The organism is Buttiauxella cochleicola, assembly GCF_021282435.1.
In the GTDB taxonomy this organism is placed as follows: domain Bacteria; phylum Pseudomonadota; class Gammaproteobacteria; order Enterobacterales; family Enterobacteriaceae; genus Buttiauxella; species Buttiauxella massiliensis.
On the sequence record NZ_JAJSOT010000001.1, the window covers coordinates 1,063,160 to 1,085,352 of the forward strand.

The following is a 22,193-nucleotide window of genomic DNA, read 5'->3' on the forward strand; positions in this document are numbered from 1 at the left end:
TGGTATCATGAAAACCATTGATGTTGTGGCGGCAATCATTGAGCACAACGATAAGATTCTACTCGCTCGTCGGCCGCAAGGCGGCGATCAGGCGGGTTTGTGGGAGTTTCCCGGTGGCAAAGTCGATGCGGGGGAATCTCAACCTCAGGCGTTGGTGCGGGAACTGAAAGAAGAGTTAATGATTGAAGCGTTAGTGGGCGATTATATTGCCAGCCATAAGCGTGAAGTATCAGGAAGGATCGTTCATTTACATGCGTGGCATGTAAGCGAATTTAGCGGGGAGCTAACAGCACTTTGCCATAGCGAACTGGCCTGGTGTTTACCTGCCGAGGCATTTGATTATGATCTCGCCCCGGCAGATATTCCGTTACTTGAAGCGTTTATGTCTTTACGCGACGCCAAACTAAAGGGTTAGTGCTAAGCGTTTTTTCATCTCGCTGGCATTGCAGCAATACGCCTCCATCAGCTTTCACCACAGCCCCTTCAGAATAGTTTTGATCCTGATAAATGCAGCATTGGTTACAGGGTGCAGCACGCTGCCCCTGAGGGCTGAACACTTCCGGCGGCACCGAGATATCTACCTGCGGATCAAGACGCTGCGCCATCACTGGCAGAGTCACCATCAGCGCTACGGCGGCGGCGAGCAGGCTTCTTAGTTGCATTATCACTTCCCTCTTTTTTCGCCCATTGCTTACGCGATTTTTTCTGCTCGTCAGGCGCTTTAACACCTTTGAAAGCATGATGAACCGGCCTGGTTCGAGCCTGGTGAATCAGGTCATACAGCGTTTGTACCAACGGTTGCATGAAGTCCTGATAACGGCACTGCTTTTCGCTGATTTGCGTCAGCGTCGATTCCCATTGCGCCGTCATATCCGGCCTTGCGGCCAGTTCCGGGAGTGAGTGAATTAACGCTCGTCCGGCATCCGATGAATGAATATAGCGGCCTTTTTTGACCAGAAACGTTCGCTTAAACAAAAGCTCAATGATCCCGGCGCGGGTCGCTTCAGTGCCCAGTCCGTCTGTGGCGCGCAGGATCTTTTTAAGATCTTTATCCTGCACAAAACGCGCAATCCCGGTCATCGCTGACAGCAGTGTCGCATCAGTGAAGTGGCGCGGTGGCTGGGTCTGGCGTTCAATCACCTCGCCTTTTTCACACAGCAGTTCATCACCTTTGGCCACCACCGGAAGCGGTGTACCATCGTTCTCTTCATCGCGTTCTTTGCCGCCAAGCAGCGTGCGCCAACCGGCTTCGGCGAGGAAACGCGCTTTGGCGTTGAACTTGCCGCCTGCGATATCGAGATCAATGGTGCATTTGCGGAACACTGCATCGGCACAGAACTGCATTAAGTATTGTCGGGCAATCAGGTTGTAAACTTTAGCTTCATTTTCAGAGAGCGAAATTTTGGAGCTACGTGCGGTAGGAATGATTGCGTGGTGAGCATCGACTTTTTTGTCATCCCAGCAGCGGTTACGCAGGTCGGTATTCAGCGCAGGCTGCGGGAATAGATCGGGCTGATGCACACTAATCGCATTCAGTACTGCGTGACGCCCGGCAAAATGCTCATCCGGTAAGTAGCGGCTATCCGAGCGCGGATAAGTAATCAGTTTGTGGGTTTCGTAGAGTTTCTGGCAGATATCCAGCACGTTCTGCGCACTTAGCCCAAAACGCTTTGCTGCCTCGATTTGTAGACTCGAGAGCGAGAACGGCAGCGGAGCGACTTCTGATTCCCGTTTATCATTATAGGCAGTGACAATAGCTGGTTGCCCGCCGATGCGGTTGACCACATGTTCGGCTAGCGGACGATGAAGCAAGCGCCCTTCTTCATCTTGATACGGTTCGCAAGATTCGCTGGGGATCCAGGTGGCGATAAAACGCTCATCGGCAGGCGTGACGATATGCGCTTTCACTTCAAAGAAATCTTTTGCGATGAAATTCTCGATTTCTTCATCGCGACGCACCACCAGCCCAAGCACCGGCGTTTGTACGCGCCCAACCGAAAGCACGCCCTGATAACCGGCGTTGCGCCCAAGAATGGTGTAGGCGCGGGTCATGTTAATGCCGTAAAGCCAGTCGGCACGCGCACGGGCGAGTGCGGAAACACACAAGGGTATAAATTCGCTGTTCGCACGCAGACGGCTGATAGCGCGTTCAACGGCTTGCGGGTTGAGATCGTTTATCAGGCAGCGTTGAACCTGCTGGCGCTTTGCCGGTGCAAGATCGAGATAGTCGAGAACTTCATCCACCAGCAACTGCCCTTCGCGATCCGGGTCACCCGCATGAACCACTTCGTCAGCCTGGACGAGTAGTTTTTTGATGGCGTTGAGCTGTTTGGTGACTGATGGACGCGGCTGCAACTGCCATTTTTCCGGCACGATTGGCAGGTCGGCAAGGTTCCAGCGCGCGTATTTCGCATCGTAAGCATCCGGCTGAGCCTGTTCCAGCAGGTGACCGATACACCAGGTCACCACTTGCCCATTCCCACACTCAATGAACCCATCGCCACGACGATGGGGTTTTGGGAGCACATCAGCAATAGCGCGAGCGAGGCTGGGTTTTTCGGCAATAAACAGACGCATCAGACTAACGAATCTCAATCATCGGGCGGCCTGCGCGGGCGGTTTTTAGCTCACCAATAGCAGTCAGTTTGATGCCATTTCTTTCGGCAACGGCGGCAACCGCGTCTTCTGCGTTGGCTTCAACAGCTAACAACAAACCGCCGGAGGTTTGCGGGTCGCAGAGTAGATCACGCTGTGCCTGGGTCATTTCGCCCATCAGATAACCGTAGCTTGCGAAGTTGCGCGAAGTACCACCAGGAACACAGCCCTGCGCGATGTAATCTTCAACATCAGGTAATTTCGGCACTTTATCAAACCACACTTCGGCCTGAACGCCTGCGCCCTGGCACATTTCGCTGAGGTGACCCAGCAGGCCAAAGCCGGTGACATCGGTCATGGCGGTAACGCCTTCGATGTCGGCAAATTCGGCACCCGGCTTATTCAGCTGGCACATCACTTCTGCCGCAAGGCCATAATGCTCAGGTTTTAGCAGGGATTTTTTCTCAGCAGTGGTCAACACGCCAATACCGAGCGGCTTGGTGAGGAACAGTTTGCAGCCTGCTGTGGCTGAGCTGTTTTTCTTCACGCGATCGGTCGGCACAATCCCGGTGACGGCAAGGCCAAAAATAGGTTCCGGTGCGTCGATGGAATGACCACCCGCCAGGGAAATACCGGCTTGCTGGCAAACAAAACGGCCGCCTTCAATCACTTTGCGGGCAATTTCTGGTGCGAGAGTGTTAATCGGCCAGCCGAGTATAGCGATAGCCATAATCGGTTTGCCGCCCATCGCGTAAACGTCGCTAATCGCGTTGGTGGCAGCAATGCGCCCAAAGTCGAACGGATCGTCGACGATCGGCATAAAGAAGTCGGTGGTGCTGATGACACAAGTGCCGTTGCCCAGATCGTAAACCGCAGCGTCATCACTGGTTTCGTTTCCGACCAGCAAGTTAGGGTCGACAAATTTAGCCTGCTCGGAATGCAGAATAGTTTGCAGGACTTTCGGGGAAATTTTGCAGCCGCAACCAGCTCCGTGGCTGTACTGCGTCAAACGAACGGTTTGCTCACTCATGGACTACTCCTGTCATTGGCAATGCCACTATGGTAACTCTTACGCCTGGGAGTAGTAAGTATCAGTGTCTGAATTGGGCCATTGCTGGTCACAATCCAGACAGCTTTTGCGTGATTGCTTAGAATCTGTGCACAAATGGCGTGATGTCTGGCACGCTAACGGTGGTAGACGCTTTAAGCTGCGGCGTTCCCAGATACAGGAAACCGACCACTTCATCTTGCTCACGACACTTGAGCGCGTCGCGCACGGCTTCACTTTCAGTCCAGATGCCAGTACGCCAGATCCCGTTGAATCCCTGCGCTACTGCAGCCATCTGCATTGCCATTACCGCACAACCGGCAGAAACAACCTGTTCCCAGACCGGAACCTTATGATTGTCATCACAATGCGCAACGACCGCTATAATCATAGGAGCACGGAACGGAGCGGTACGGGCTTTTTCGATACCCTTTTCGTCTTGCTCTTCAGCAATTGCAGCTTCTTCCATGACCTTACTGAAACGCTCACGGCCTTCGCCTTCAATGACAATGAAGCGCCATGGTTGCAAGGTTCCATGATCAGGGGCACGCATACCTGCACGAATGATATTTTCCAGCGTTTCACCTGCTGGAGCAGGTTCCGCCAGGCGGGAAGCGCTGCGACGGTTAAGAAGTAGTTCAAGTGCATCCATTTGATAACTCCTGCAATGAAATTTAGCGCCGAAATTAACACAGCCGTAGATTTTGTTACAGCGCGGGGCAGATTTCCTACTGACTTTTGCCCTGGGGGTATTTAGGATAGCGGTCACTTAAGCTGTTATATGCAGCTTGCCAGATATTACGGAGAATACATGCGCACCATTGGGCGATTTGTTGCCGGTTTTTTTAAGTGGACCTGGCGTCTGCTTAACTTTATTCGAGAATTTATTCTCAACCTATTTTTAGTGTTGCTGGTGCTGGTTGGCGTAGGGATCTGGATGCAGATTAACAGCGCGCCAGCAGAACCTGCACGCGGTGCGTTGTTGCTGGATATCACCGGCGTGGTGGTCGATAAGCCTTCTGTCAGCAATAAACTGGGTGTGATTGGCCGCCAGTTGCTTGGCGCAAGCTCAGACCGCCTGCAGGAAAATTCGTTGTTTGATGTGGTTGATACTATTCGACAGGCCAAAGATGACCGCAATATCACCGGGATTGTGCTGGACCTGAAAGAGTTTGCCGGTGGCGATCAGCCTTCTATGCAATATATCGGCAAAGCACTGCGTGAATTCCGTGACAGTGGTAAACCGGTTTATGCCGTGGGCGATAGCTACAACCAGGGGCAATATTACCTGGCAAGTTTTGCCAATAAAATTTGGCTCTCACCGCAAGGCGTGGTGGATCTTCACGGCTTTGCCACCAACTCGCTCTATTACAAAACGCTGCTCGATAAGCTGAAAGTCTCCACGCATATCTTCCGCGTCGGCACTTACAAGTCTGCCGTGGAACCGTTTATTCGTGATGATATGTCACCTGCTGCGCGTGAAGCGGATAGCCGCTGGATTGGCGAGCTATGGCAAAACTATCTCACCACCATTGCAGCTAACCGCCAGATTACGGCGCAGGAAGTGTTCCCGGGTGCGCAGGGTCTGCTTGATAACCTGCAAAAACTGGGGGGCGATACCGCGAAATATGCCCTGGATAACAAACTGGTTGATGAACTTGCCAGCAGCGCCACCATCGATAAAGCCATGGTGAAACAATTTGGCTGGAACAAAGAAAACAAAGATTTCAGCTACACCAGTATGTATGACTATGTAGTGAAAAAACCGGCTGATACCGGCGATGCGATTGCTGTCATTATCGCCAATGGCGCAATTATGGATGGCGAAGAAACGCCAGGCCAGGTTGGTGGTGACACCACTGCAATGCAAATTCGCGAGGCGCGCCTTGACCCGAAAGTGAAATCGATTGTTCTGCGCGTAAACAGCCCAGGCGGCAGCGTCTCCGCATCAGAAGTGATTCGTGATGAGCTGGAAGCGGCACGCGCGGCGGGTAAGCCAATTGTGGTTTCAATGGGCGGTATGGCGGCTTCCGGCGGTTACTGGATTTCAACTCCAGCCAATTACATCGTGGCAAGCCCGAATACGTTAACCGGATCAATTGGCATCTTTGGCGTCATCAATACCGTTGAAAACAGCCTCGATTCGATTGGTGTTCATACTGATGGAGTGGCGACTTCACCATTAGCCGATGTTGCGGTGACCAAATCACTGCCACCGGAAGTTCAACAGATGATGCAGTTGACCATCGAGAACGGTTATAAGCGCTTTGTGAACCTGGTTGCAGATTCCCGCAAGAAAACGCCGGAGCAAATTGATGCAATCGCTCAGGGTCATGTCTGGACAGGTCAGGATGCAAAAGCAAACGGCCTGGTAGACAGCCTGGGTGATTTCGATGATGCCGTAGCGAAAGCCGCTGAGCTTGCAAAACTTAAAAGTTGGCACCTGGTTTTCTGGCAGGATGAGCCAAGCGTGCTTGATATGGTATTCAACAGCGTGAGCGGCTCGGTACGTGCCATGCTGCCACAAGCATTACAGGCATATTTGCCAGCACCGTTGGCGGATGCGGCTTTGGCGGTAAAAGCGCAAAACGATAAGTTTGGCACGATGAATGACCCGCAAAACCGATACGCCTTCTGCCTCACCTGTGGTGACGTACGATAATCTAAATCCAGCCCGGTATTTACCGGGCTGATTTTTTTGCCCCATCCCATTATACTGCGGCCAATCACGCCAACTCTCTGAGTTTATTCATGCAAAAAAAATCCATTTACGTTGCCTATACCGGCGGTACTATCGGTATGCAGCGTTCAGAGCACGGTTACATTCCTGTTTCCGGCCATTTACAACGCCAGTTGGCTTTGATGCCAGAATTCCATCGCCAGGAAATGCCTGATTTCACGATTCACGAATATCAGCCATTGATGGACTCCTCCGACATGACGCCAGAAGACTGGCAGCACATTGCTGATGACATTAAAGCCAATTACGACAAGTACGACGGTTTTGTGATTCTGCATGGCACCGACACCATGGCGTTTACCGCCTCGGCGCTCTCCTTCATGCTGGAAAACCTCAGCAAGCCGGTGATTGTGACTGGTTCGCAGATTCCCCTGGCTGAGCTTCGTTCTGATGGGCAGATTAACCTGCTTAACTCTTTGTACATCGCTGCCAATTTCCCAATTAATGAAGTCACTCTATTCTTCAATAACCGTTTGTATCGCGGTAACCGCACCACCAAGGCGCATGCCGACGGTTTTGATGCCTTTGCCTCACCCAATCTGGCACCGTTGCTTGAAGCGGGTATCCACATTCGCCGCCTGAATACGCCAGCCGCGCCACACAGCGAAGGCGAGTTAATTGTTCACCCGATTACCCCACAGCCGATTGGTGTGGTGACGATTTACCCAGGGATTTCAGCAGACGTTGTCGGCAACTTTTTACGCCAGCCGGTAAAAGCGCTGATCCTGCGTTCTTATGGTGTGGGTAATGCTCCGCAGCACGGCGCATTCCTCAGAGAGTTACAAGAAGCCTGTTCACGCGGCATTATCGTTGTAAACCTGACGCAATGTATGTCCGGTAAAGTCAATATGGGTGGCTACGCGACGGGTAACGCACTGGCTCAGGCTGGTGTGGTTAGCGGCTATGATATGACTGTAGAAGCGACGTTGACTAAGCTTCACTATTTGCTCAGCCAGAATCTGGGTGTGCAGGCCATTCGCGAGGTCATGACGCGCAACTTGCGTGGTGAACTCACCCCAGACGAGTAAGGAGACGCCATGAAACGTGCTTTGTTGATGGTTGATATACAGAATGATTTTTGTGCCGGTGGTGCCCTTGCTGTCCCTGACGGGGATAGCATCGTAGATGTAGCAAATGCGCTGATTAGCTTTTGCAAAACGCGCGGGGATGCAGTTGTTGCCACACAAGACTGGCATCCAGCTAATCACGGAAGCTTTGCCAGCGTCCAAAAAACCGAGCCTTACACCCAGGGTAAACTTGACGGGTTGAGACAAACCTGGTGGCCTAATCACTGCGTACAACACAGCGAAGGTGCAGAACTTCACCCTTTGCTGAATACTCAGGAGATCGATGCTATTTTTCGCAAAGGCGAAAACACTCAAATTGATAGCTACAGTGGCTTTTTCGATAATGGGCATCGCCAGAAAACGGAGCTTGACAGCTGGCTATTTCGCAATGAGATCAAACAGCTAGTGGTGATGGGTTTAGCAACCGATTATTGCGTGAAGTTCACAGTACTCGACGCCCTGACATTGGGCTATGACGTGATAGTGATTACAGATGGTTGCCGGGGTGTGAATCTTCATCCTCAGGACAGCCTGAAGGCATTCCAGACTATGTCTGCAGCAGGTGCCACTTTAATGACGTTTGCTGATTTTACTTACTAAATTCCTCCAGGGCGCAATCGCGCCCCTCCCCTTTTCTCGATTCCGCTCTCATTCTGAACTTTTATTGCTCGCTCATTCTTGAGAGCGCTCTCATAATGAATTTGTTTATTAATGCAGCATGTTAGCTGTGTTTTTTACCTGACGCCCCGCTGGGTTACGTCAGGCTTTTAATCGATATTGCTCGTCAAAGAGGAACTACCCTATGGTCTTCACGCGTAAACTGCTGCCCTTGCTGGCAGTAATACAAATCGCTTGTGCCGGTGTGGCTCAAGCAAGCTCTTACCTCTCCGTCGGTTATTTCAATGGTGGCGGTGATGTTACTGCCGGGCCTGGTGGTGATATCAATAAACTTGATGTGCGCCAGATAACCCACCTCAACTACTCATTTGGCCTGATTTACAACGATGAGAAAGACGAAACCAACGCGGCACTGAAAGACGCATCAAAACTGCATCAAATTTGGCTCTCGCCAAAAGTCATCTCAGACCTTGAAAAGATCCCTGCTCTGCGGAAACAAAATCCGCAGTTGAAGGTTTTACTGTCGGTTGGCGGCTGGGGAGCACGTGGTTTTTCAGGCGTTGCCGCAACACCTGAAAATCGTGCAGTGTTCATCCGTTCGGCACAAGACGTTATTGCCAAATACGGGCTGGATGGTATTGATTTGGACTGGGAATATCCGGTCAACGGTGCGTGGGGTCTGGTAGCCAGCATGCCGGAAGATCGCGCTAACTTCACTTCGTTGCTCAATGAGTTACGTACTGCGCTGGGCAAACAAAAATTACTGACCATTGCAGTGGCTGCAAACGTGAAAGGCCCGACCGAATGGGTCGATATGAAAGCCATTGCGCCAGCGCTTGATTACATCAATCTGATGGCCTACGACATGGCGTACGGCACTCAGTATTTCAACTCGAATCTTTATGACTCGAAAGCTTGGCCAACAGTTGCGAAAGCGGATAAGTACAGCGCTGATTATGTGGTGAGTAACTACATTGCTGCGGGCATGAAACCGGCGCAGCTAAATCTGGGTATTGGTTTCTATGGCCGCGTACCTAAGCGCGCAGTGGAGCCAGGCATTGACTGGGATAAACCAGACGCAGCTAAAAACCCGGTCACCCAACCCTATTTTGGCGAACCGGAAAAAACCGTGTTTACATCGTTTGGGCTGGATCTGTCGAAAGACACTTATCTGAAATACAACGATATTGTCAGCAAAATGCTCAACGATCCGCAAAAACGTTTTACCGAGCACTGGGATAACGACGCGCAAGTGCCTTATCTGACAATGAAATCTGCCGAGGGCAAAGATCTCTTTGCTATCTCGTATGAGAACCCACGTTCAGTGGCAGCCAAAGCGGAGTACATCAAAGCTAAAGGATTGGGTGGCGCGATGTTCTGGGAGTATGGCGCAGATGACAATAATCAGTTGGCAAAAGAGTTAGCGAAAGATTTGGGTATTAAAACAGAGCATTAATTTTAAAATCAAACTGGGCGGCAACTATGCCACCCAGTTTTTTGAGTTTACAGCTTCACGGTCATAATCGGCGCAGGCTCAATGCCGAACTCAGCTTTAAGTTGCTGCTTACTCTTCATCACGATGTTGCCATCAGTCCCGATGGTCATATGCTGCGGGTCAGTGTTATGACGCGTCTGCCACATCATCACTAACTGCAAACTGTTCTCTTTTTGATCGGGCGTCAGTGCCACACCGTCTGGCCATTTTCCCAGCTCAACGGCGGTCACCAGACGTTGATAAACTTCCGGTGTCATTGCTTCTAACATCTCGTCCAGGTTCATCATGTGGCAAGTTCCTGTGGAATAATTTGCTGAATCGATTTTTCAACCTTCGATTTGCTCACCGTTTTGGTCGTCGGTGAAGTTTAATGAGGCTGAATTCACGCAGTAACGTTCACCTGTTGGCTGCGGGCCATCCGGGAAAACATGGCCTAAGTGGGCTTCACAATTGCCGCAGCGGATTTCAATCCGCTCCATACCATGTGAGAAGTCCTTGATGTAGTTAATAGCGCTGTCGCTTACTGGTTCATAGAAGCTAGGCCAGCCGCAGCCTGAGTCATACTTAGACTCTGACATAAACAACGGTGCGTCGCAGACCAGGCAGTGATACACCCCTTCCCGTTTGTTATGCAGCAGACGCCCGGAAAACGGTGGCTCAGTGCCATGCTTCTGGGTGACATAAAACTGCATCTCAGAAAGGTTTTTTTTCGATAAATCAGGAGGTAATTGGTTAGCCATATGCGTACATCTCGGGCAGTGGGAACTGTAACTGATAACAGCATGATTCTAACAAAAAATTAACAACGCCGTGCTGTTTTTTGTTCTAAACTTAGCCCTGAATTTCTGGCGCAGCGTCAATTGTGATCGCCGTCACATTCTTGTTGGAATGGTCCTTTAAAATTCCTCGCATCGTCCCCATTTGGATAAAGAGCCAAAAGGGAAGCGCGAGGCGGTTCAGTCGTTCAAATGATGTCCATAGGATTGATTTGTCGCAATGATTGACACGATTCCGCTTGACGCTGAGTAAGGTTTTTGTAATTTTACAGGCAACCTTTTATTCACTAACAAATAGCTGGTGGAATATATGACTATCAAAGTAGGTATCAACGGTTTTGGCCGTATCGGCCGTATTGTTTTCCGTGCTGCTCAGGAACGTTCTGACATCGAGATCGTTGCAATCAACGACCTGTTAGACGCTGAATACATGGCTTACATGCTGAAGTACGACTCAACTCACGGTCGTTTCAACGGCACTGTAGAAGTCAAAGACGGCCACCTGGTTGTTAACGGCAAAACTATCCGTGTTACCGCAGAACGTGACCCGGCTAACCTTAAGTGGAACGAAGTCAACGTAGACGTTGTTGCTGAAGCAACTGGTCTGTTCCTGACTGACGAAACTGCTCGTAAGCACATCACTGCTGGCGCTAAAAAGGTTGTTCTGACTGGTCCTTCTAAAGACAGCACTCCTATGTTCGTTAAAGGTGCTAACTTCGAGAAGTATGCTGGCCAGGATATCGTTTCTAACGCATCTTGCACCACTAACTGCCTGGCTCCACTGGCTAAAGTTATCAACGACAACTTCGGTATCGTTGAAGGCCTGATGACCACTGTTCACGCAACTACCGCTACTCAGAAAACTGTTGATGGCCCGTCTCACAAAGACTGGCGCGGCGGCCGCGGCGCAGCTCAGAACATCATCCCTTCTTCTACGGGTGCTGCTAAAGCTGTAGGCGTTGTACTGCCAGAGCTGAACGGCAAAATCACTGGTATGGCGTTCCGCGTTCCAACTCCAAACGTGTCTGTAGTTGACCTGACCGTTCGTCTGGAAAAAGCTGCGTCTTACGAAGAAATCAAGAAAGCAATCAAAGCGGCTTCTGAAGGCCCAATGAAAGGCGTTCTGGGTTACACCGAAGACGACGTTGTATCTACTGATTTCAACGGCGAAATCTGTACTTCTGTGTTCGATGCTAAAGCTGGTATCGCACTGAACGACCACTTTGTGAAACTGGTTTCCTGGTACGACAACGAAACTGGCTACTCAAACAAAGTACTGGATCTGATCGCTCACATCTCCAAATAAGTTGAGATGAGCTATTAGTCCTGAAGGCGACCCATGCGGTCGCCTTTTTTTTGCCTTCGATTGATAGGTGAGTCAATGATTAACAAAATTTTTGCCCTTCCAGTAGTTGAACAAATCACTCCTTCTATTTCCCGCCGTCAAATTGATGAGCTGGAAGTTATCGTGGTTGAACATCCACAAGCTCGTGGTGCTGTGACTTTGCAAGGCGCACACCTGTTGTCCTGGAAACCAGCAGGTGAAGAAGAAGTGCTTTGGCTTAGCGGCAATACACCGTTCAAACACGGCACCGCTATTCGTGGCGGCGTGCCAATCTGCTGGCCATGGTTTGGCCCTGGTGCACAAGCAGACCTGCCAGCACATGGTTTTGCCCGCAACCTGCCATGGACTCTGACTGCGCATAACGAAGATGAAAGTGGCATAGCCCTGACCTTCGAATTGCAAAGCAGCGATGCGACTCGCAAGTACTGGCCACATGACTTTACCCTGTATGCTCGTTACAAACTGGGTAAAACCTGTGAGATGGAACTGGAAGCGCACGGCGAGTTCGAAGTTAACTCCGCTCTGCATACTTATTTCAACGTTGGCGATATTGCTGATGTGAAAGTGAGTGGTCTGGGTAAAAAATATATCGATAAAGTGCTTAACGCTTCTGAAGGTCAGTTAACCGACGGCGTGCAGACCTTCCCGGATCGCACAGACCGTGTTTATCTGGAACCAGAAGAGTGCAGCGTCATTCATGATGCGAGCCTGAACCGCACCATCGACGTTGTTCACCACCACCACGTCAATGTGGTTGGCTGGAACCCAGGCCCGGCACTGTCTACTTCAATGGCAGATATGCCAGATGATGGTTACAAAACTTTCGTGTGTGTTGAAACCGCATGTGCAAGCGCAACGCAGAAAGCGACCGCTGATAAACCAGCTCGTTTAGCGACAACTATTCGTGTAGCGAAAAAAGCTTAAACCATATCTAAAGGCGTTTTGCGGCCCGGTGCCGGGAACGCCTTTTCCATCAGTGCTATTTCTTCCTGACTCAAGGCAATTTCGAGTGCCGCCGCATTTTCTTTCACATGCGCCACACTCCCCGCTTTCGGAATGGCCATCACACCATCATGGTGAATGACCCACGCCAGTAATAGCTGCGCGACGCTCACACCCTTACGGTTTGCCAACTCATTGAGCGCCGGATGGTTCATCAACCCACTACGCAAACGTCCAGCTTGAGCTAACGGGCAATAAGCCATAACAGGCATATGTTGTTGCTGGCACCATGGCAATAAATCATGTTCAATCCCACGAGATGCAAGGTGATAAAGCACCTGGTTGGTAGCACAACCACGCCCACCAGACGTACTCCATAACTCCTGCATATCTACATAGTCGAGATTCGAAACACCCCAGCGGCGAATTTTGCCTTGCTCAATCAGTTGCTGCATAACACTGACCGTATCCTGCAGGGGGATCTCACCACGCCAGTGCAGTAAATAGAGGTCGAGATAATCTGTTTTTAGCCGTTTCAGGCTCGCCTCGCAGGCGGCAATTGCCTGCTGCCCCGACGCATTCCATGGGTACACTTTTGAAACGAGGAAAACGTCATCGCGTCTGCCGCTAATAGCTTCACCCACCACTTTTTCCGCCTCGCCATCAGCATACATTTCAGCGGTGTCAATAAGCGTTAAGCCGAGATCAAGGCCCGTTTGGAGCGCACGCACTTCATCCGCACGTTGCGAGGTGTTTTCACCCATATACCAGGTACCCTGCCCGATACCAGGCAAAGGTTTTGATGCAGAAAAAGAAATTTGATTCGCCATGACAACTCTCCTTAAATCATTGCACCACCATAATGAAAACGGGGCGCAAGCGCCCCGTATTAATGCACAAATTGCACCATCAGAAACTGTAGGTCACGCCAGTCAGCAATACCCCAGTCCACTGCTTATCGATCATTGGGCTGTCAGTAACTTCGTCTGCCAGACGAACATAACGACCCATACCGAATACATTCCAGCTGTCTGTCAGCTTGTAATTCACTGACAGCTCAACATACGGTGACCAACTGCTTTCAGCTTCGTAAGAACTCAGGCCACTGCGGCTGGACTCTTTCTTGCTGACACCATAGTAGTAATCGTTCTGGTTATCGCTACTCCACTGCACACCGATACCTGGTGTCAGAGTCAATCTGTCGCTGTTGTAGCGATATAACCATGCGGTATCCCAGGTGATGCCATTACTGTTGTCCAGGGTATCACCTGCAAGCACGGTACGCAGGAAACCATAATCGGTGTAATGCACATAAGAAAGGCCAGCCATCAGCGTCGCGTGACGATTGTCCAACTGACGCATACTTTTTGAATCACTGTCTTTCGCACGGAAGAAGAGCGGTGAATAATACGCAGTCACAGACAATTTATCGGTCTTGTCATTCCACAGGTAGTAACCCGCATTTAAACCACGTAAGTAAAAACTATCACCTTCGTAACCCACCATCGGAACTGGATACACACGATCCTGATCGCCTTTATATGGGTTTGGGGTAACGAGGGCTGCAGCGCCTAAAGACCATGGGCCGTCAGCGGCATGCACAACAGAAAAAGATGAGGCAAGCAATGCCCCTAATGTCAGAATTTTGAATTTGCTCACAATCCATTAAGTCCTTTAATCAAATAATCAGCGGTAAGAGTGTAACCTCCGAAGCTCCTCACCCCAAATTTTTTACTCAAATTAAACCTAAAAGCAACTTATCAACATCTCGCATACAGGTTTCACCTTCTTTTCATTTTTATGAACGACATATGAACGCCGTAGCTTCCTTTAACAACAAAAGGAGAAATAAATGGATGAGTTATTGATATGTCATTGAAATTGGCTTGTGGCCGTATGCAAGTTTTGCAAATGCCATCTACGCTTTATTTTAGGAAGATGAAATACGCTGAACGCAGCAATAAAACTGCCACTAACGAAGTTGGCATAAGGGTTGCTCAAGATTCAGGAGACGTCTTCCGGGAGCCCCCATTACTATTACCTTCGGCTCTCTAACCTGTGCTAAAAACGAAAGGACGGCATGCCATGAATATATTCGATCACTATCGCCAGCGTTATGAAGCTGCCAAGGACGAAGAGTTCACACTGCAGGAGTTTCTTGCTGTATGTAAGCAAGATCGCAGTGCCTATGCTAACGCGGCAGAAAGGCTATTGATGGCCATTGGTGAGCCAGTGATGGTGGATACTGCCACTGAGCCACGGCTATCCCGTCTCTTTTCGAACCGTGTGATTTCCCGATATCCGGCGTTTGAAGAGTTCTATGGCATGGAAGAAGCCATCGAGCAGATTGTTGCCTATCTCAAACACGCAGCCCAAGGGCTGGAAGAGAAGAAACAGATACTCTATTTACTCGGGCCGGTCGGTGGTGGTAAGTCCTCACTCGCTGAACGTCTGAAAGCATTGATGCAGCGTGTGCCGATTTACACATTGAGTGCCAATGGCGAACGCAGCCCGGTGAATGACCACCCGCTGTGTCTGTTCAATCCGCAAGAAGATGCCTCGATTCTTGAAAAAGAGTACGGCGTCCCAAACCGCTATCTCGGCACGATTATGTCACCGTGGGCGGCAAAACGGCTGCATGAGTTTGGTGGCGACATCACCAAATTCCGCGTGGTAAAAGTCTGGCCGTCGATTCTGGCGCAAATTGCCATCGCCAAAACCGAACCGGGTGACGAAAACAACCAGGATATTTCGGCGCTGGTCGGTAAAGTGGATATCCGTAAACTGGAAAACCACGCGCAAAACGATCCTGATGCTTATGGTTATTCCGGTGCTTTGTGCCGCGCAAACCAGGGCATCATGGAATTCGTGGAGATGTTCAAAGCCCCAATTAAAGTGCTCCACCCGTTGCTGACTGCAACTCAGGAGGGGAACTATAACGGGACTGAAGGTATCTCCGCCCTGCCGTTTAACGGCATTATTCTGGCGCACTCCAACGAATCTGAGTGGGTGACGTTCCGTAATAACAAAAACAATGAGGCGTTCCTTGACCGTGTTTACATCGTCAAAGTGCCTTATTGCCTGCGGATTTCCGAAGAGATCAAAATCTACGAGAAACTGCTGACTCACTCTGAATTGATGCACGCGCCATGTGCCCCTGGCACGCTGGAAACGCTGTCACGCTTCTCGATTCTGTCGCGTTTGAAAGAACCGGAAAACTCCAGCATTTACTCCAAAATGCGGGTATATGACGGTGAAAGTCTGAAAGATACCGACCCGAAAGCGAAATCCTACCAGGAGTATCGTGATTACGCCGGTGTAGACGAAGGCATGAACGGGCTGTCGACACGTTTTGCGTTCAAAATCCTCTCCCGTGTGTTCAACTTTGACCACGTGGAAGTAGCTGCCAACCCGGTACACCTGTTCTACGTCCTGGAGCAGCAGATAGAGCGCGAGCAGTTCCCGCAGGATATTGCAGAGAAATATCTTGAGCACTTGAAAGGCTATCTGATCCCTAAATACGCTGAATTTATCGGTAAAGAGATTCAGACGGCATACCTCGAATCTTACTCAGAGTACGGGCAAAACATTTTCGACCGTTATGTAACCTACGCTGACTTCTGGATTCAGGATCAGGAGTACCGCGACCCGGATACCGGCCAGTTGTTTGACCGTGAATCCCTGAACGCGGAACTGGAAAAAATTGAAAAACCGGCTGGCATCAGCAACCCGAAAGATTTCCGTAATGAGATCGTTAACTTCGTCTTGCGTGCCCGAGCCAACAATAATGGTCGTAACCCTAACTGGACCAGCTACGAGAAACTGCGCACGGTTATCGAGAAGAAAATGTTCTCGAACACCGAAGAGCTGCTGCCCGTTATCTCGTTCAATGCCAAAACCTCGACCGACGAGCAGAAGAAACACGATGACTTTGTCGATCGTATGATGGAGAAAGGCTATACCCGCAAACAAGTCCGTCTGCTGTGCGAATGGTATCTGCGGGTGCGCAAATCTTCATAACGTCTAAGTCAAAATGGGTGCCACAACCGTGGCACCCCTGCGCAGTTGGCAAAGAAGTTTGGGGGAAATATGGCCTATTTTATTGACAGGCGACTGAACGGAAAAAATAAAAGCGCGGTAAATCGCCAGCGTTTTTTACGCCGTTATAAAGCACAGATTAAACAGTCGATTTCCGAGGCCATCAACAAGCGTTCGGTAACCGACGTGGACAGCGGCGAATCCGTCTCTATCCCAAGTGAAGATATTAGCGAACCGATGTTTCATCAGGGGCGTGGTGGACTGCGCCATCGTGTTCACCCAGGTAACGATCACTTTGTACAGAACGACCGTATCGAGCGCCCGCAAGGTGGTGGTGGCGGTTCAGGGGGTGGCCAGGGCCAGGCAAGTCAGGATGGTGAAGGCCAGGATGAGTTCGTCTTTCAAATCTCTAAAGATGAATATCTCGACTTATTGTTTGAAGACCTGGCATTGCCGAATCTGAAGAAGAATCAGCATCGCCAGATAACCGAGTTTAAATCACACCGTGCGGGTTATACATCGAATGGCGTACCGGCGAATATCAGCGTTGTTCGTTCATTGCAAAACTCACTGGCACGCCGCACTGCAATGACTGCCGGTAAACGGCGTCAGTTACACGAACTTGAAGACAGTCTTGAAACGGTGAGCAACAGCGAACCCGCCCAGTTGCTTGAAGAAGAACGCTTGCGCAAAGAGATTGCCGAACTGCGCGAGAAAATAGCCCGTGTGCCGTTTATCGATACCTTCGATTTACGCTACAAAAACTACGAAAAACGCCCTGAGCCTTCAAGCCAGGCGGTAATGTTCTGTTTGATGGACGTTTCCGGTTCGATGGATCAGGCAACCAAAGATATGGCAAAACGCTTTTATATTTTGCTCTATCTGTTCCTGAGTCGAACCTATAAAAACGTGGAAGTGGTTTATATTCGCCACCACACCCAGGCCAAAGAGGTCGATGAGCACGAGTTCTTTTACTCGCAGGAAACGGGGGGTACGATTGTCTCAAGCGCCCTGAAACTGATGGATGAAGTCATGAAGGAGCGCTACGACCCGGCACTGTGGAATATTTACGCCGCACAAGCTTCTGATGGTGATAACTGGGCTGATGATTCGCCGTTGTGTCATGAATTACTGGCGAAGAAATTACTGCCAATGGTGCGTTATTACAGCTATATCGAAATTACGCGCCGTGCACACCAAACCCTGTGGCGTGAATATGAGGATTTACAATCTACATTTGATAACTTCGCGATGCAGCATATTCGCGACCAGGATGATATCTACCCTGTATTCCGTGAGCTTTTCCAAAAGCAGGCGAGTAAAAGTTACAACTAACCCCAAAATCAGCCAGCCTTATACTGGCTGATTTTCTTTATATCCCTCAAATAAAGTCATTTGTTTTTTTATATTCCTCAGCAAAGACATAACCTGCGAAAAACCTGCAATATCAATAAACATCATGCATTTGCACAAAAGCACAGGGAATAACTTAAAAAGGCTGACGCCATAACCCTCGTGCGCGTAAAGTGGTTAATAACAATAAAAATAGTTTTCTCTTATTATATTTCGCAAGGAACAAAAATGATTTTCGACTCCACGTTATTAATCCTGCTGGCTCTCGCCGGGCTTGGGTTTGTCAGCCATAACACCACCGTTGCTGTATCAATTCTGGTACTGATTATTGTCCGCGTAACGCCTTTAAGTCATTTTTTCCCTTGGATTGAAAAGCAGGGTCTGACTGTGGGGATAATTATTCTGACTATCGGTGTGATGGCCCCGATTGCCAGTGGCACTCTGCCCGCCAGTACCCTTTTGCACTCTTTCACCAACTGGAAATCGCTGGTTGCTATCGCTGTGGGTGTATTTGTTTCATGGCTTGGCGGACGTGGCGTTACGCTCATGAGTAGCCAGCCGAGTTTAGTGGCGGGCCTATTAGTAGGCACTGTTCTTGGCGTAGCTCTATTCCGCGGTGTACCTGTAGGGCCGCTTATCGCAGCCGGACTGGTTTCACTAATCATAGGGAAACAGTAACAGCGCTACTGTGGTTCCAGTGATGCAAGGTAACGCCCTGGCGTGTTGCCAAGCGCTTTCTTAAACATGGTGATAAAGGCGTTGGTCGACTCATACCCGAGTTCGCTCGCTACCTGTTGCACAGACGAACCACTAATTAATAACCTCAGCGCGATGATTAATTGCAGCTGTTGCCGCCAGCGCCGAAAACTAAGCCCTGTCTCTTTCACCACCAGGCGGGCCAGATTGCGCTCACTCATCGCCAGTTGTGAAGCCCATTGTTGCAGAGTCTGACGCTGCTGCGGATGCTGCGCCAGTTGGTCAGCAATAAAGCGAATCTTCGGATGCCCTGACATCGGTAAATGCAGTGGCTCTACCGCCTGGCGCGGCAATTCATCAAACAACACCTGCACCAGTCTTTGAGTTGTGGGCTGCGATAAATCACCTTCATGTTGTTCAGTCAGATGCAGGATAAGCTCGCGGACCAACGGTGAAATTCTCAGTGTGCAGCATTGAGCGGGCATCTCTACCGCCCCCGGTTCAATAAACAGAAAACACAGGCGTGCATTAGCCGTAGCCCGGTTACTGTGAGGCATTTCTCCGGGGATCCAGACCGCATGCTGAGTTGGCACCATCCACAGCGCCTGTTCAACTTCGCAGGTAATCCCACCGTGCAAAGCCAGAATCAATTGCCCTTTTCTATGCTGATGGAAGGCAATTTCGTTCTCACTTTCTGACACCAGGATACGAAATGCCTGCGCAGGATGGCAATTGCTATCAGGGTCGAAACCTTCGAGGGCTAAACCGCGCTCCATAACCTTGTCCGAATTTAGGGATAAACTGGCATTTTACGTTGATTCCATCCATTCCTAAAGCGTGTATCTTGAGCGCTTCGTATTAAGGGATATTTCTATGACGTCAATTTCTTCCACAAGCGTGAAAAAACACGGCTTGTTGCTGCTCGGCATTTTAATGATTGCCACAACCCTTCGCGTTACGTTTACCGGTGCAGCACCATTGCTGGATATGATTCGCGATACTTTTGGGCTGACTACGGCACAAACGGGCATTCTTACCACTCTCCCGCTATTAGCGTTTGCGATAGTTTCTCCACTAGCTGCAGGTATTGCCCGCCGCTTCGGTATTGAACGCAGCCTGTTTGCTGCCATGGTGATTATCTGCGGGGGGATAGCACTTCGCTCTGCAGGAAATACTGCACTGTTATATATCGGTACCGCTGTTATTGGCTGCGGGATTGCGATGGGTAATGTGCTATTACCCGGCCTGATTAAGCGTGATTTTCCAGGTCAGGTCGCACGCCTGACTGGCGCGTACTCTCTGACCATGGGCGTTGCGGCGGCGATTGGCTCAATGATGGTGGTCCCGATCGCACAGCATGGTTACGGCTGGCCCGGTGCACTAATGGCGTTAATGATTTTCCCAATAGTCGCTTTGCTTATCTGGCTGCCACAGCTATCGAACCACACCAAAGCTGCGTTGAGTTCAAGTAACGCTCTCCATAGCCGTGGGATCTGGACATCCGCGCTGGCGTGGCAGGTCACGCTTTTCCTGGGTATTAACTCGCTAATTTATTATGTCGTGATTGGCTGGTTGCCTTCGATACTTATCAGCCACGGTTATAGCGAAGCGCAAGCCGGTTCACTCCACGGGCTGATGCAACTGGCGACCGCCGCACCGGGTCTGCTGATTGGTTTGATGCTAAGCCGCCTGAAAGATCAACGAGGGATCGCGATCCTGATGGCTTTGCTGTGTGCGGCCAGCGCCATCGGCTTACTGTTTATGCCAGCTCTTGCCAGCCTCTGGGTGGTGTTATTTGGTTTTGGCACGGGTGCGACGATGATCCTCGGCCTGACGTTTATCGGGTTGCGTGCTAACAGTGCGCACCAGGCGGCGGCGCTGTCTGGCATGGCACAATGCGTCGGTTATTTACTGGCGGCGTTCGGCCCGCCAGTCATGGGGAAAGTTCACGATATTACTGGCCAGTGGAGCCTGCCGTTACTTGGCTGCGCGGTGCTGGCATGCGTGATGGCGGTATTCGGTAGCCTTGCCGGGCGTGATGCAGAGATCAGCCCAGCTCGTTCTCATCACTCTTCCTGACTAACGCTGCGCCGCTATGAGCAACGCCTCAACCAGCGGCGCAGGTTTGTCCTTCAGGGCGTTACGCTCATGCTGGAAAAGCGTTGCGACGAAAAAGGGATGCCCGCTTAACTCAACGACACGAATATCACCTTGTCCATCCCACCCAGTAGCATGTAGTTGAGACTGATTCAGCTGTTCGGCAAAATTTTCGGCTATCCCATAATTACAATGGTAGCCTTCCTCAATTCTCCCCCTGCCATACGCTTTAGCAATTATTGAGTTGGCTTCGAGTTTTATAACGTCAGATTTCTCTACCAGCGAGCAGATGAGTGGCGTAATAACCAGTCGGCCCTGGCTTTCAGTTTCCGCATGACCAGCATCTTCCCAGCCCATTACGTTCCGTGCGTACTCGATAATTGCGTGCTGGAACCCACCGCAGGTTCCCAGGAATGGAATCTGGTTCTCTCGGGCAAAACGAATTGCCAAAAAAGCACCCTCCTCATTCTGATAAGGACTGGCTGGAACACACCAGATAGCGTCATACCCTATCAGGTCTTCCGGACTTGTGACTTCTGGAGTTGGCAACCAATCGTAGTCAACAGTGACGCCAACATATTCAGCAGCATTATCTAAAGCAAGAGGAATAGCCTGATGTGCAATGACCGACCGGTTATAGTCACCAACCAGCGCAACGCGAAGGGTTTGTTTCAAAGGTAATGGAGGCATTTAATTGATTATCCTTATGTTTAACAGCATCTACTACATAAGGAATGATAGAGTATGCCATTACCTTTTTCCCTGCAACGCCCAAAATTAGCAGGGTGGCGTAAGCACAACATACTGTAGTAACGTGCTCTGTCTCTCACTTCCGCGTGATGTAATGAAAACAAAAATACTGGTCAGTGCCTGCCTGATGGGCTTTAAAATTCGCTATAACGGTCAAGATAAGCCGCTGATTGCAGAGGTGTTAGCTCGCTGGCAGCAAGAGCAACGTCTGGTCGTTCATTGTCCTGAATTAGCCGCGGGGCTTGCAACGCCGCGACTCCCGGCAGAGTTGGTTGGCGGCGGCGGGCAGGAAGCACTAAAAGGCATGGCAACCATTCTGGAAAGTGATGGGACGGACGTTAGCCAGCACTATTTATTAGCCGCATGGCTTGCGTTAAAAACCGCACAAGATTCCGGGTGCCAGCTGGCTTTAATGACGGATGGCAGCCCTACCTGTGGCAGTCAGAAAATTTATGATGGTTCTTTTCAGGGGGTAACGCAGCCTGGAATGGGCGTTGCAGCCGCATTGTTGCGACAGCACGGTATCGAAGTTTATGCGGAAACTGAACTCGTCGAACTGATTGCCAGAGTCGACGAGCTAGATAAGGCTAACGGCTGATAGTCGTGAATGAAGGCAATAGTTGCGAGTAGCTC

22 protein-coding genes are annotated in these 22,193 nt (G+C 50.3%); 12 read left to right on the forward strand and 10 right to left on the reverse strand.

Annotation, left to right across the window (positions count from 1 at the left end; genetic code table 11):
• Positions 1-7 precede the first annotated feature (7 nt).
• Entirely contained in the window at positions 8-415 is a 408-nt protein-coding gene (locus LVQ77_RS04840) for a pyrimidine (deoxy)nucleoside triphosphate diphosphatase (RefSeq protein ID WP_232865490.1), read from the forward strand.
• Here the strand turns inward: LVQ77_RS04840 and LVQ77_RS04845 are convergent.
• The 4 genes from LVQ77_RS04845 to LVQ77_RS04860 all read right to left on the reverse strand — a co-directional run bounded on the left by LVQ77_RS04845 (position 381) and on the right by LVQ77_RS04860 (position 4,295).
• Positions 381-662, reverse strand: coding sequence for a YnjH family protein (locus LVQ77_RS04845; protein WP_232903838.1), 282 nt, complete (start codon positions 660-662; stop codon positions 381-383). The two genes, LVQ77_RS04840 and LVQ77_RS04845, sit on opposite strands and share 35 nt — an antisense overlap.
• Positions 589-2,577 (reverse strand): DNA topoisomerase III, encoded by a 1,989-nt coding sequence (locus tag LVQ77_RS04850; RefSeq protein WP_232903942.1) that lies wholly within the window; start codon positions 2,575-2,577, stop codon positions 589-591. The genes LVQ77_RS04845 and LVQ77_RS04850 overlap by 74 nt, the downstream gene beginning before the upstream one ends.
• Before the next feature lie 4 nt (positions 2,578-2,581).
• Entirely contained in the window at positions 2,582-3,625 is a 1,044-nt protein-coding gene (gene selD / locus LVQ77_RS04855) for a selenide, water dikinase SelD (RefSeq protein ID WP_232903839.1), read from the reverse strand.
• A 118-nt stretch (positions 3,626-3,743) separates the two neighbouring features.
• The gene (locus LVQ77_RS04860) at positions 3,744-4,295 is read right to left on the reverse strand and encodes an NAD(P)H nitroreductase (protein ID WP_154153098.1); all 552 of its coding nucleotides are present in this window, start codon (positions 4,293-4,295) and stop codon (positions 3,744-3,746) included.
• Positions 4,296-4,454: 159 nt separating this feature from the next.
• Between LVQ77_RS04860 and sppA the strand changes: the two genes are divergently transcribed.
• From sppA to chiD, 4 genes are all read left to right on the forward strand, one after another.
• Entirely contained in the window at positions 4,455-6,305 is a 1,851-nt protein-coding gene (sppA, locus tag LVQ77_RS04865; protein ID WP_232865493.1) for a signal peptide peptidase SppA, read from the forward strand.
• 89 nt (positions 6,306-6,394) lie between these two features.
• Positions 6,395-7,411, forward strand: a complete 1,017-nt coding sequence (ansA, locus tag LVQ77_RS04870; protein WP_232903840.1) for an asparaginase — start codon at positions 6,395-6,397, stop codon at positions 7,409-7,411.
• Positions 7,412-7,420: 9 nt separating this feature from the next.
• Entirely contained in the window at positions 7,421-8,050 is a 630-nt protein-coding gene (pncA, locus tag LVQ77_RS04875) for a bifunctional nicotinamidase/pyrazinamidase (RefSeq protein ID WP_232865495.1), read from the forward strand.
• 202 nt (positions 8,051-8,252) lie between these two features.
• Entirely contained in the window at positions 8,253-9,524 is a 1,272-nt protein-coding gene (gene chiD, locus LVQ77_RS04880) for a chitinase ChiD (protein ID WP_232903841.1), read from the forward strand.
• A 47-nt stretch (positions 9,525-9,571) separates the two neighbouring features.
• On the opposite strand, the gene LVQ77_RS04885 is transcribed toward chiD, so the two are convergent.
• Both LVQ77_RS04885 and msrB read right to left on the reverse strand, forming a co-directional pair.
• A complete protein-coding gene (locus tag LVQ77_RS04885; RefSeq protein WP_122974001.1) occupies positions 9,572-9,847 on the reverse strand; it encodes a YeaC family protein in 276 nt (91 codons plus the stop codon).
• A gap of 42 nt (positions 9,848-9,889) precedes the next feature.
• Positions 9,890-10,303, reverse strand: a complete 414-nt coding sequence (msrB, locus tag LVQ77_RS04890) for a peptide-methionine (R)-S-oxide reductase MsrB (RefSeq protein ID WP_151995474.1) — start codon at positions 10,301-10,303, stop codon at positions 9,890-9,892.
• A gap of 346 nt (positions 10,304-10,649) precedes the next feature.
• Here msrB and gapA point away from each other — a divergent pair, with 346 nt between their 5' ends.
• Together gapA and LVQ77_RS04900 are read left to right on the forward strand one after the other, a co-directional pair.
• On the forward strand, positions 10,650-11,645 hold the full coding sequence (gene gapA / locus LVQ77_RS04895; protein WP_064518118.1) for a glyceraldehyde-3-phosphate dehydrogenase: 996 nt from the start codon (positions 10,650-10,652) through the stop codon (positions 11,643-11,645).
• 75 nt (positions 11,646-11,720) lie between these two features.
• Positions 11,721-12,608 carry a D-hexose-6-phosphate mutarotase gene (locus tag LVQ77_RS04900; RefSeq protein ID WP_232903842.1) on the forward strand — a complete coding sequence of 296 codons (888 nt, stop codon included), beginning with the start codon at positions 11,721-11,723 and terminating at the stop codon, positions 12,606-12,608.
• Here LVQ77_RS04900 and LVQ77_RS04905 read toward each other — a convergent pair.
• Together LVQ77_RS04905 and LVQ77_RS04910 are read right to left on the reverse strand one after the other, a co-directional pair.
• Positions 12,605-13,456 carry an aldo/keto reductase gene (locus LVQ77_RS04905; RefSeq protein ID WP_232903843.1) on the reverse strand — a complete coding sequence of 284 codons (852 nt, stop codon included), beginning with the start codon at positions 13,454-13,456 and terminating at the stop codon, positions 12,605-12,607. The two genes, LVQ77_RS04900 and LVQ77_RS04905, sit on opposite strands and share 4 nt — an antisense overlap.
• A gap of 79 nt (positions 13,457-13,535) precedes the next feature.
• Entirely contained in the window at positions 13,536-14,285 is a 750-nt protein-coding gene (locus LVQ77_RS04910; RefSeq protein ID WP_232865499.1) for a MipA/OmpV family protein, read from the reverse strand.
• A 426-nt stretch (positions 14,286-14,711) separates the two neighbouring features.
• Between LVQ77_RS04910 and yeaG the strand changes: the two genes are divergently transcribed.
• From yeaG to LVQ77_RS04925, 3 genes are all read left to right on the forward strand, one after another.
• Positions 14,712-16,646 (forward strand): protein kinase YeaG, encoded by a 1,935-nt coding sequence (yeaG, locus tag LVQ77_RS04915; protein WP_232865500.1) that lies wholly within the window; start codon positions 14,712-14,714, stop codon positions 16,644-16,646.
• Between the two features lie 69 nt (positions 16,647-16,715).
• Complete coding sequence (locus LVQ77_RS04920) at positions 16,716-17,999, forward strand: YeaH/YhbH family protein (RefSeq protein WP_064518108.1); 1,284 nt, start codon at positions 16,716-16,718, stop codon at positions 17,997-17,999.
• Between the two features lie 249 nt (positions 18,000-18,248).
• Entirely contained in the window at positions 18,249-18,695 is a 447-nt protein-coding gene (locus tag LVQ77_RS04925) for a DUF441 domain-containing protein (protein ID WP_151995523.1), read from the forward strand.
• Between the two features lie 5 nt (positions 18,696-18,700).
• On the opposite strand, the gene LVQ77_RS04930 is transcribed toward LVQ77_RS04925, so the two are convergent.
• Positions 18,701-19,489 (reverse strand): AraC family transcriptional regulator, encoded by a 789-nt coding sequence (locus LVQ77_RS04930; RefSeq protein WP_232903844.1) that lies wholly within the window; start codon positions 19,487-19,489, stop codon positions 18,701-18,703.
• 97 nt (positions 19,490-19,586) lie between these two features.
• On the opposite strand from LVQ77_RS04930, the gene LVQ77_RS04935 reads away from it, so the two are divergent.
• Positions 19,587-20,792 (forward strand): CynX/NimT family MFS transporter, encoded by a 1,206-nt coding sequence (locus LVQ77_RS04935; RefSeq protein WP_232903845.1) that lies wholly within the window; start codon positions 19,587-19,589, stop codon positions 20,790-20,792.
• Here the strand turns inward: LVQ77_RS04935 and LVQ77_RS04940 are convergent, their stop codons facing one another.
• Positions 20,793-21,500 carry a CTP synthase C-terminal region-related (seleno)protein gene (locus tag LVQ77_RS04940; RefSeq protein WP_232903846.1) on the reverse strand — a complete coding sequence of 236 codons (708 nt, stop codon included), beginning with the start codon at positions 21,498-21,500 and terminating at the stop codon, positions 20,793-20,795.
• 154 nt (positions 21,501-21,654) lie between these two features.
• Here LVQ77_RS04940 and LVQ77_RS04945 point away from each other — a divergent pair, with 154 nt between their 5' ends.
• Positions 21,655-22,158: a 2-thiouracil desulfurase family protein gene (locus tag LVQ77_RS04945; protein ID WP_232865504.1), complete on the forward strand. Its 504-nt coding sequence runs from the start codon at positions 21,655-21,657 to the stop codon at positions 22,156-22,158.
• The last annotated feature ends 35 nt before the right edge of the window (positions 22,159-22,193 follow it).

Bases quoted from the DNA above. Each gene is read 5' to 3' on its own strand.
- LVQ77_RS04860 (WP_154153098.1), bottom strand. From the start codon at position 4,295: ATGGATGCACTTGAACTACTTCTTAACCGTCGCAGCGCTTCCCGCCTG.
- sppA (WP_232865493.1), top strand. From the start codon at position 4,455: ATGCGCACCATTGGGCGATTTGTTGCCGGTTTTTTTAAGTGGACCTGG.
- chiD (WP_232903841.1), top strand. From the start codon at position 8,253: ATGGTCTTCACGCGTAAACTGCTGCCCTTGCTGGCAGTAATACAAATC.
- LVQ77_RS04905 (WP_232903843.1), bottom strand. From the start codon at position 13,456: ATGGCGAATCAAATTTCTTTTTCTGCATCAAAACCTTTGCCTGGTATC.
- LVQ77_RS04900 (WP_232903842.1), top strand. From the start codon at position 11,721: ATGATTAACAAAATTTTTGCCCTTCCAGTAGTTGAACAAATCACTCCT.
- LVQ77_RS04940 (WP_232903846.1), bottom strand. From the start codon at position 21,500: ATGCCTCCATTACCTTTGAAACAAACCCTTCGCGTTGCGCTGGTTGGT.
- selD (WP_232903839.1), bottom strand. From the start codon at position 3,625: ATGAGTGAGCAAACCGTTCGTTTGACGCAGTACAGCCACGGAGCTGGT.
- LVQ77_RS04930 (WP_232903844.1), bottom strand. From the start codon at position 19,489: ATGGAGCGCGGTTTAGCCCTCGAAGGTTTCGACCCTGATAGCAATTGC.
- LVQ77_RS04885 (WP_122974001.1), bottom strand. From the start codon at position 9,847: ATGAACCTGGACGAGATGTTAGAAGCAATGACACCGGAAGTTTATCAA.
- pncA (WP_232865495.1), top strand. From the start codon at position 7,421: ATGAAACGTGCTTTGTTGATGGTTGATATACAGAATGATTTTTGTGCC.
- LVQ77_RS04935 (WP_232903845.1), top strand. From the start codon at position 19,587: ATGACGTCAATTTCTTCCACAAGCGTGAAAAAACACGGCTTGTTGCTG.
- ansA (WP_232903840.1), top strand. From the start codon at position 6,395: ATGCAAAAAAAATCCATTTACGTTGCCTATACCGGCGGTACTATCGGT.
- LVQ77_RS04845 (WP_232903838.1), bottom strand. From the start codon at position 662: ATGCAACTAAGAAGCCTGCTCGCCGCCGCCGTAGCGCTGATGGTGACT.
- LVQ77_RS04945 (WP_232865504.1), top strand. From the start codon at position 21,655: ATGAAAACAAAAATACTGGTCAGTGCCTGCCTGATGGGCTTTAAAATT.
- msrB (WP_151995474.1), bottom strand. From the start codon at position 10,303: ATGGCTAACCAATTACCTCCTGATTTATCGAAAAAAAACCTTTCTGAG.
- LVQ77_RS04840 (WP_232865490.1), top strand. From the start codon at position 8: ATGAAAACCATTGATGTTGTGGCGGCAATCATTGAGCACAACGATAAG.
- LVQ77_RS04920 (WP_064518108.1), top strand. From the start codon at position 16,716: ATGGCCTATTTTATTGACAGGCGACTGAACGGAAAAAATAAAAGCGCG.
- yeaG (WP_232865500.1), top strand. From the start codon at position 14,712: ATGAATATATTCGATCACTATCGCCAGCGTTATGAAGCTGCCAAGGAC.
- gapA (WP_064518118.1), top strand. From the start codon at position 10,650: ATGACTATCAAAGTAGGTATCAACGGTTTTGGCCGTATCGGCCGTATT.
- LVQ77_RS04850 (WP_232903942.1), bottom strand. From the start codon at position 2,577: ATGCGTCTGTTTATTGCCGAAAAACCCAGCCTCGCTCGCGCTATTGCT.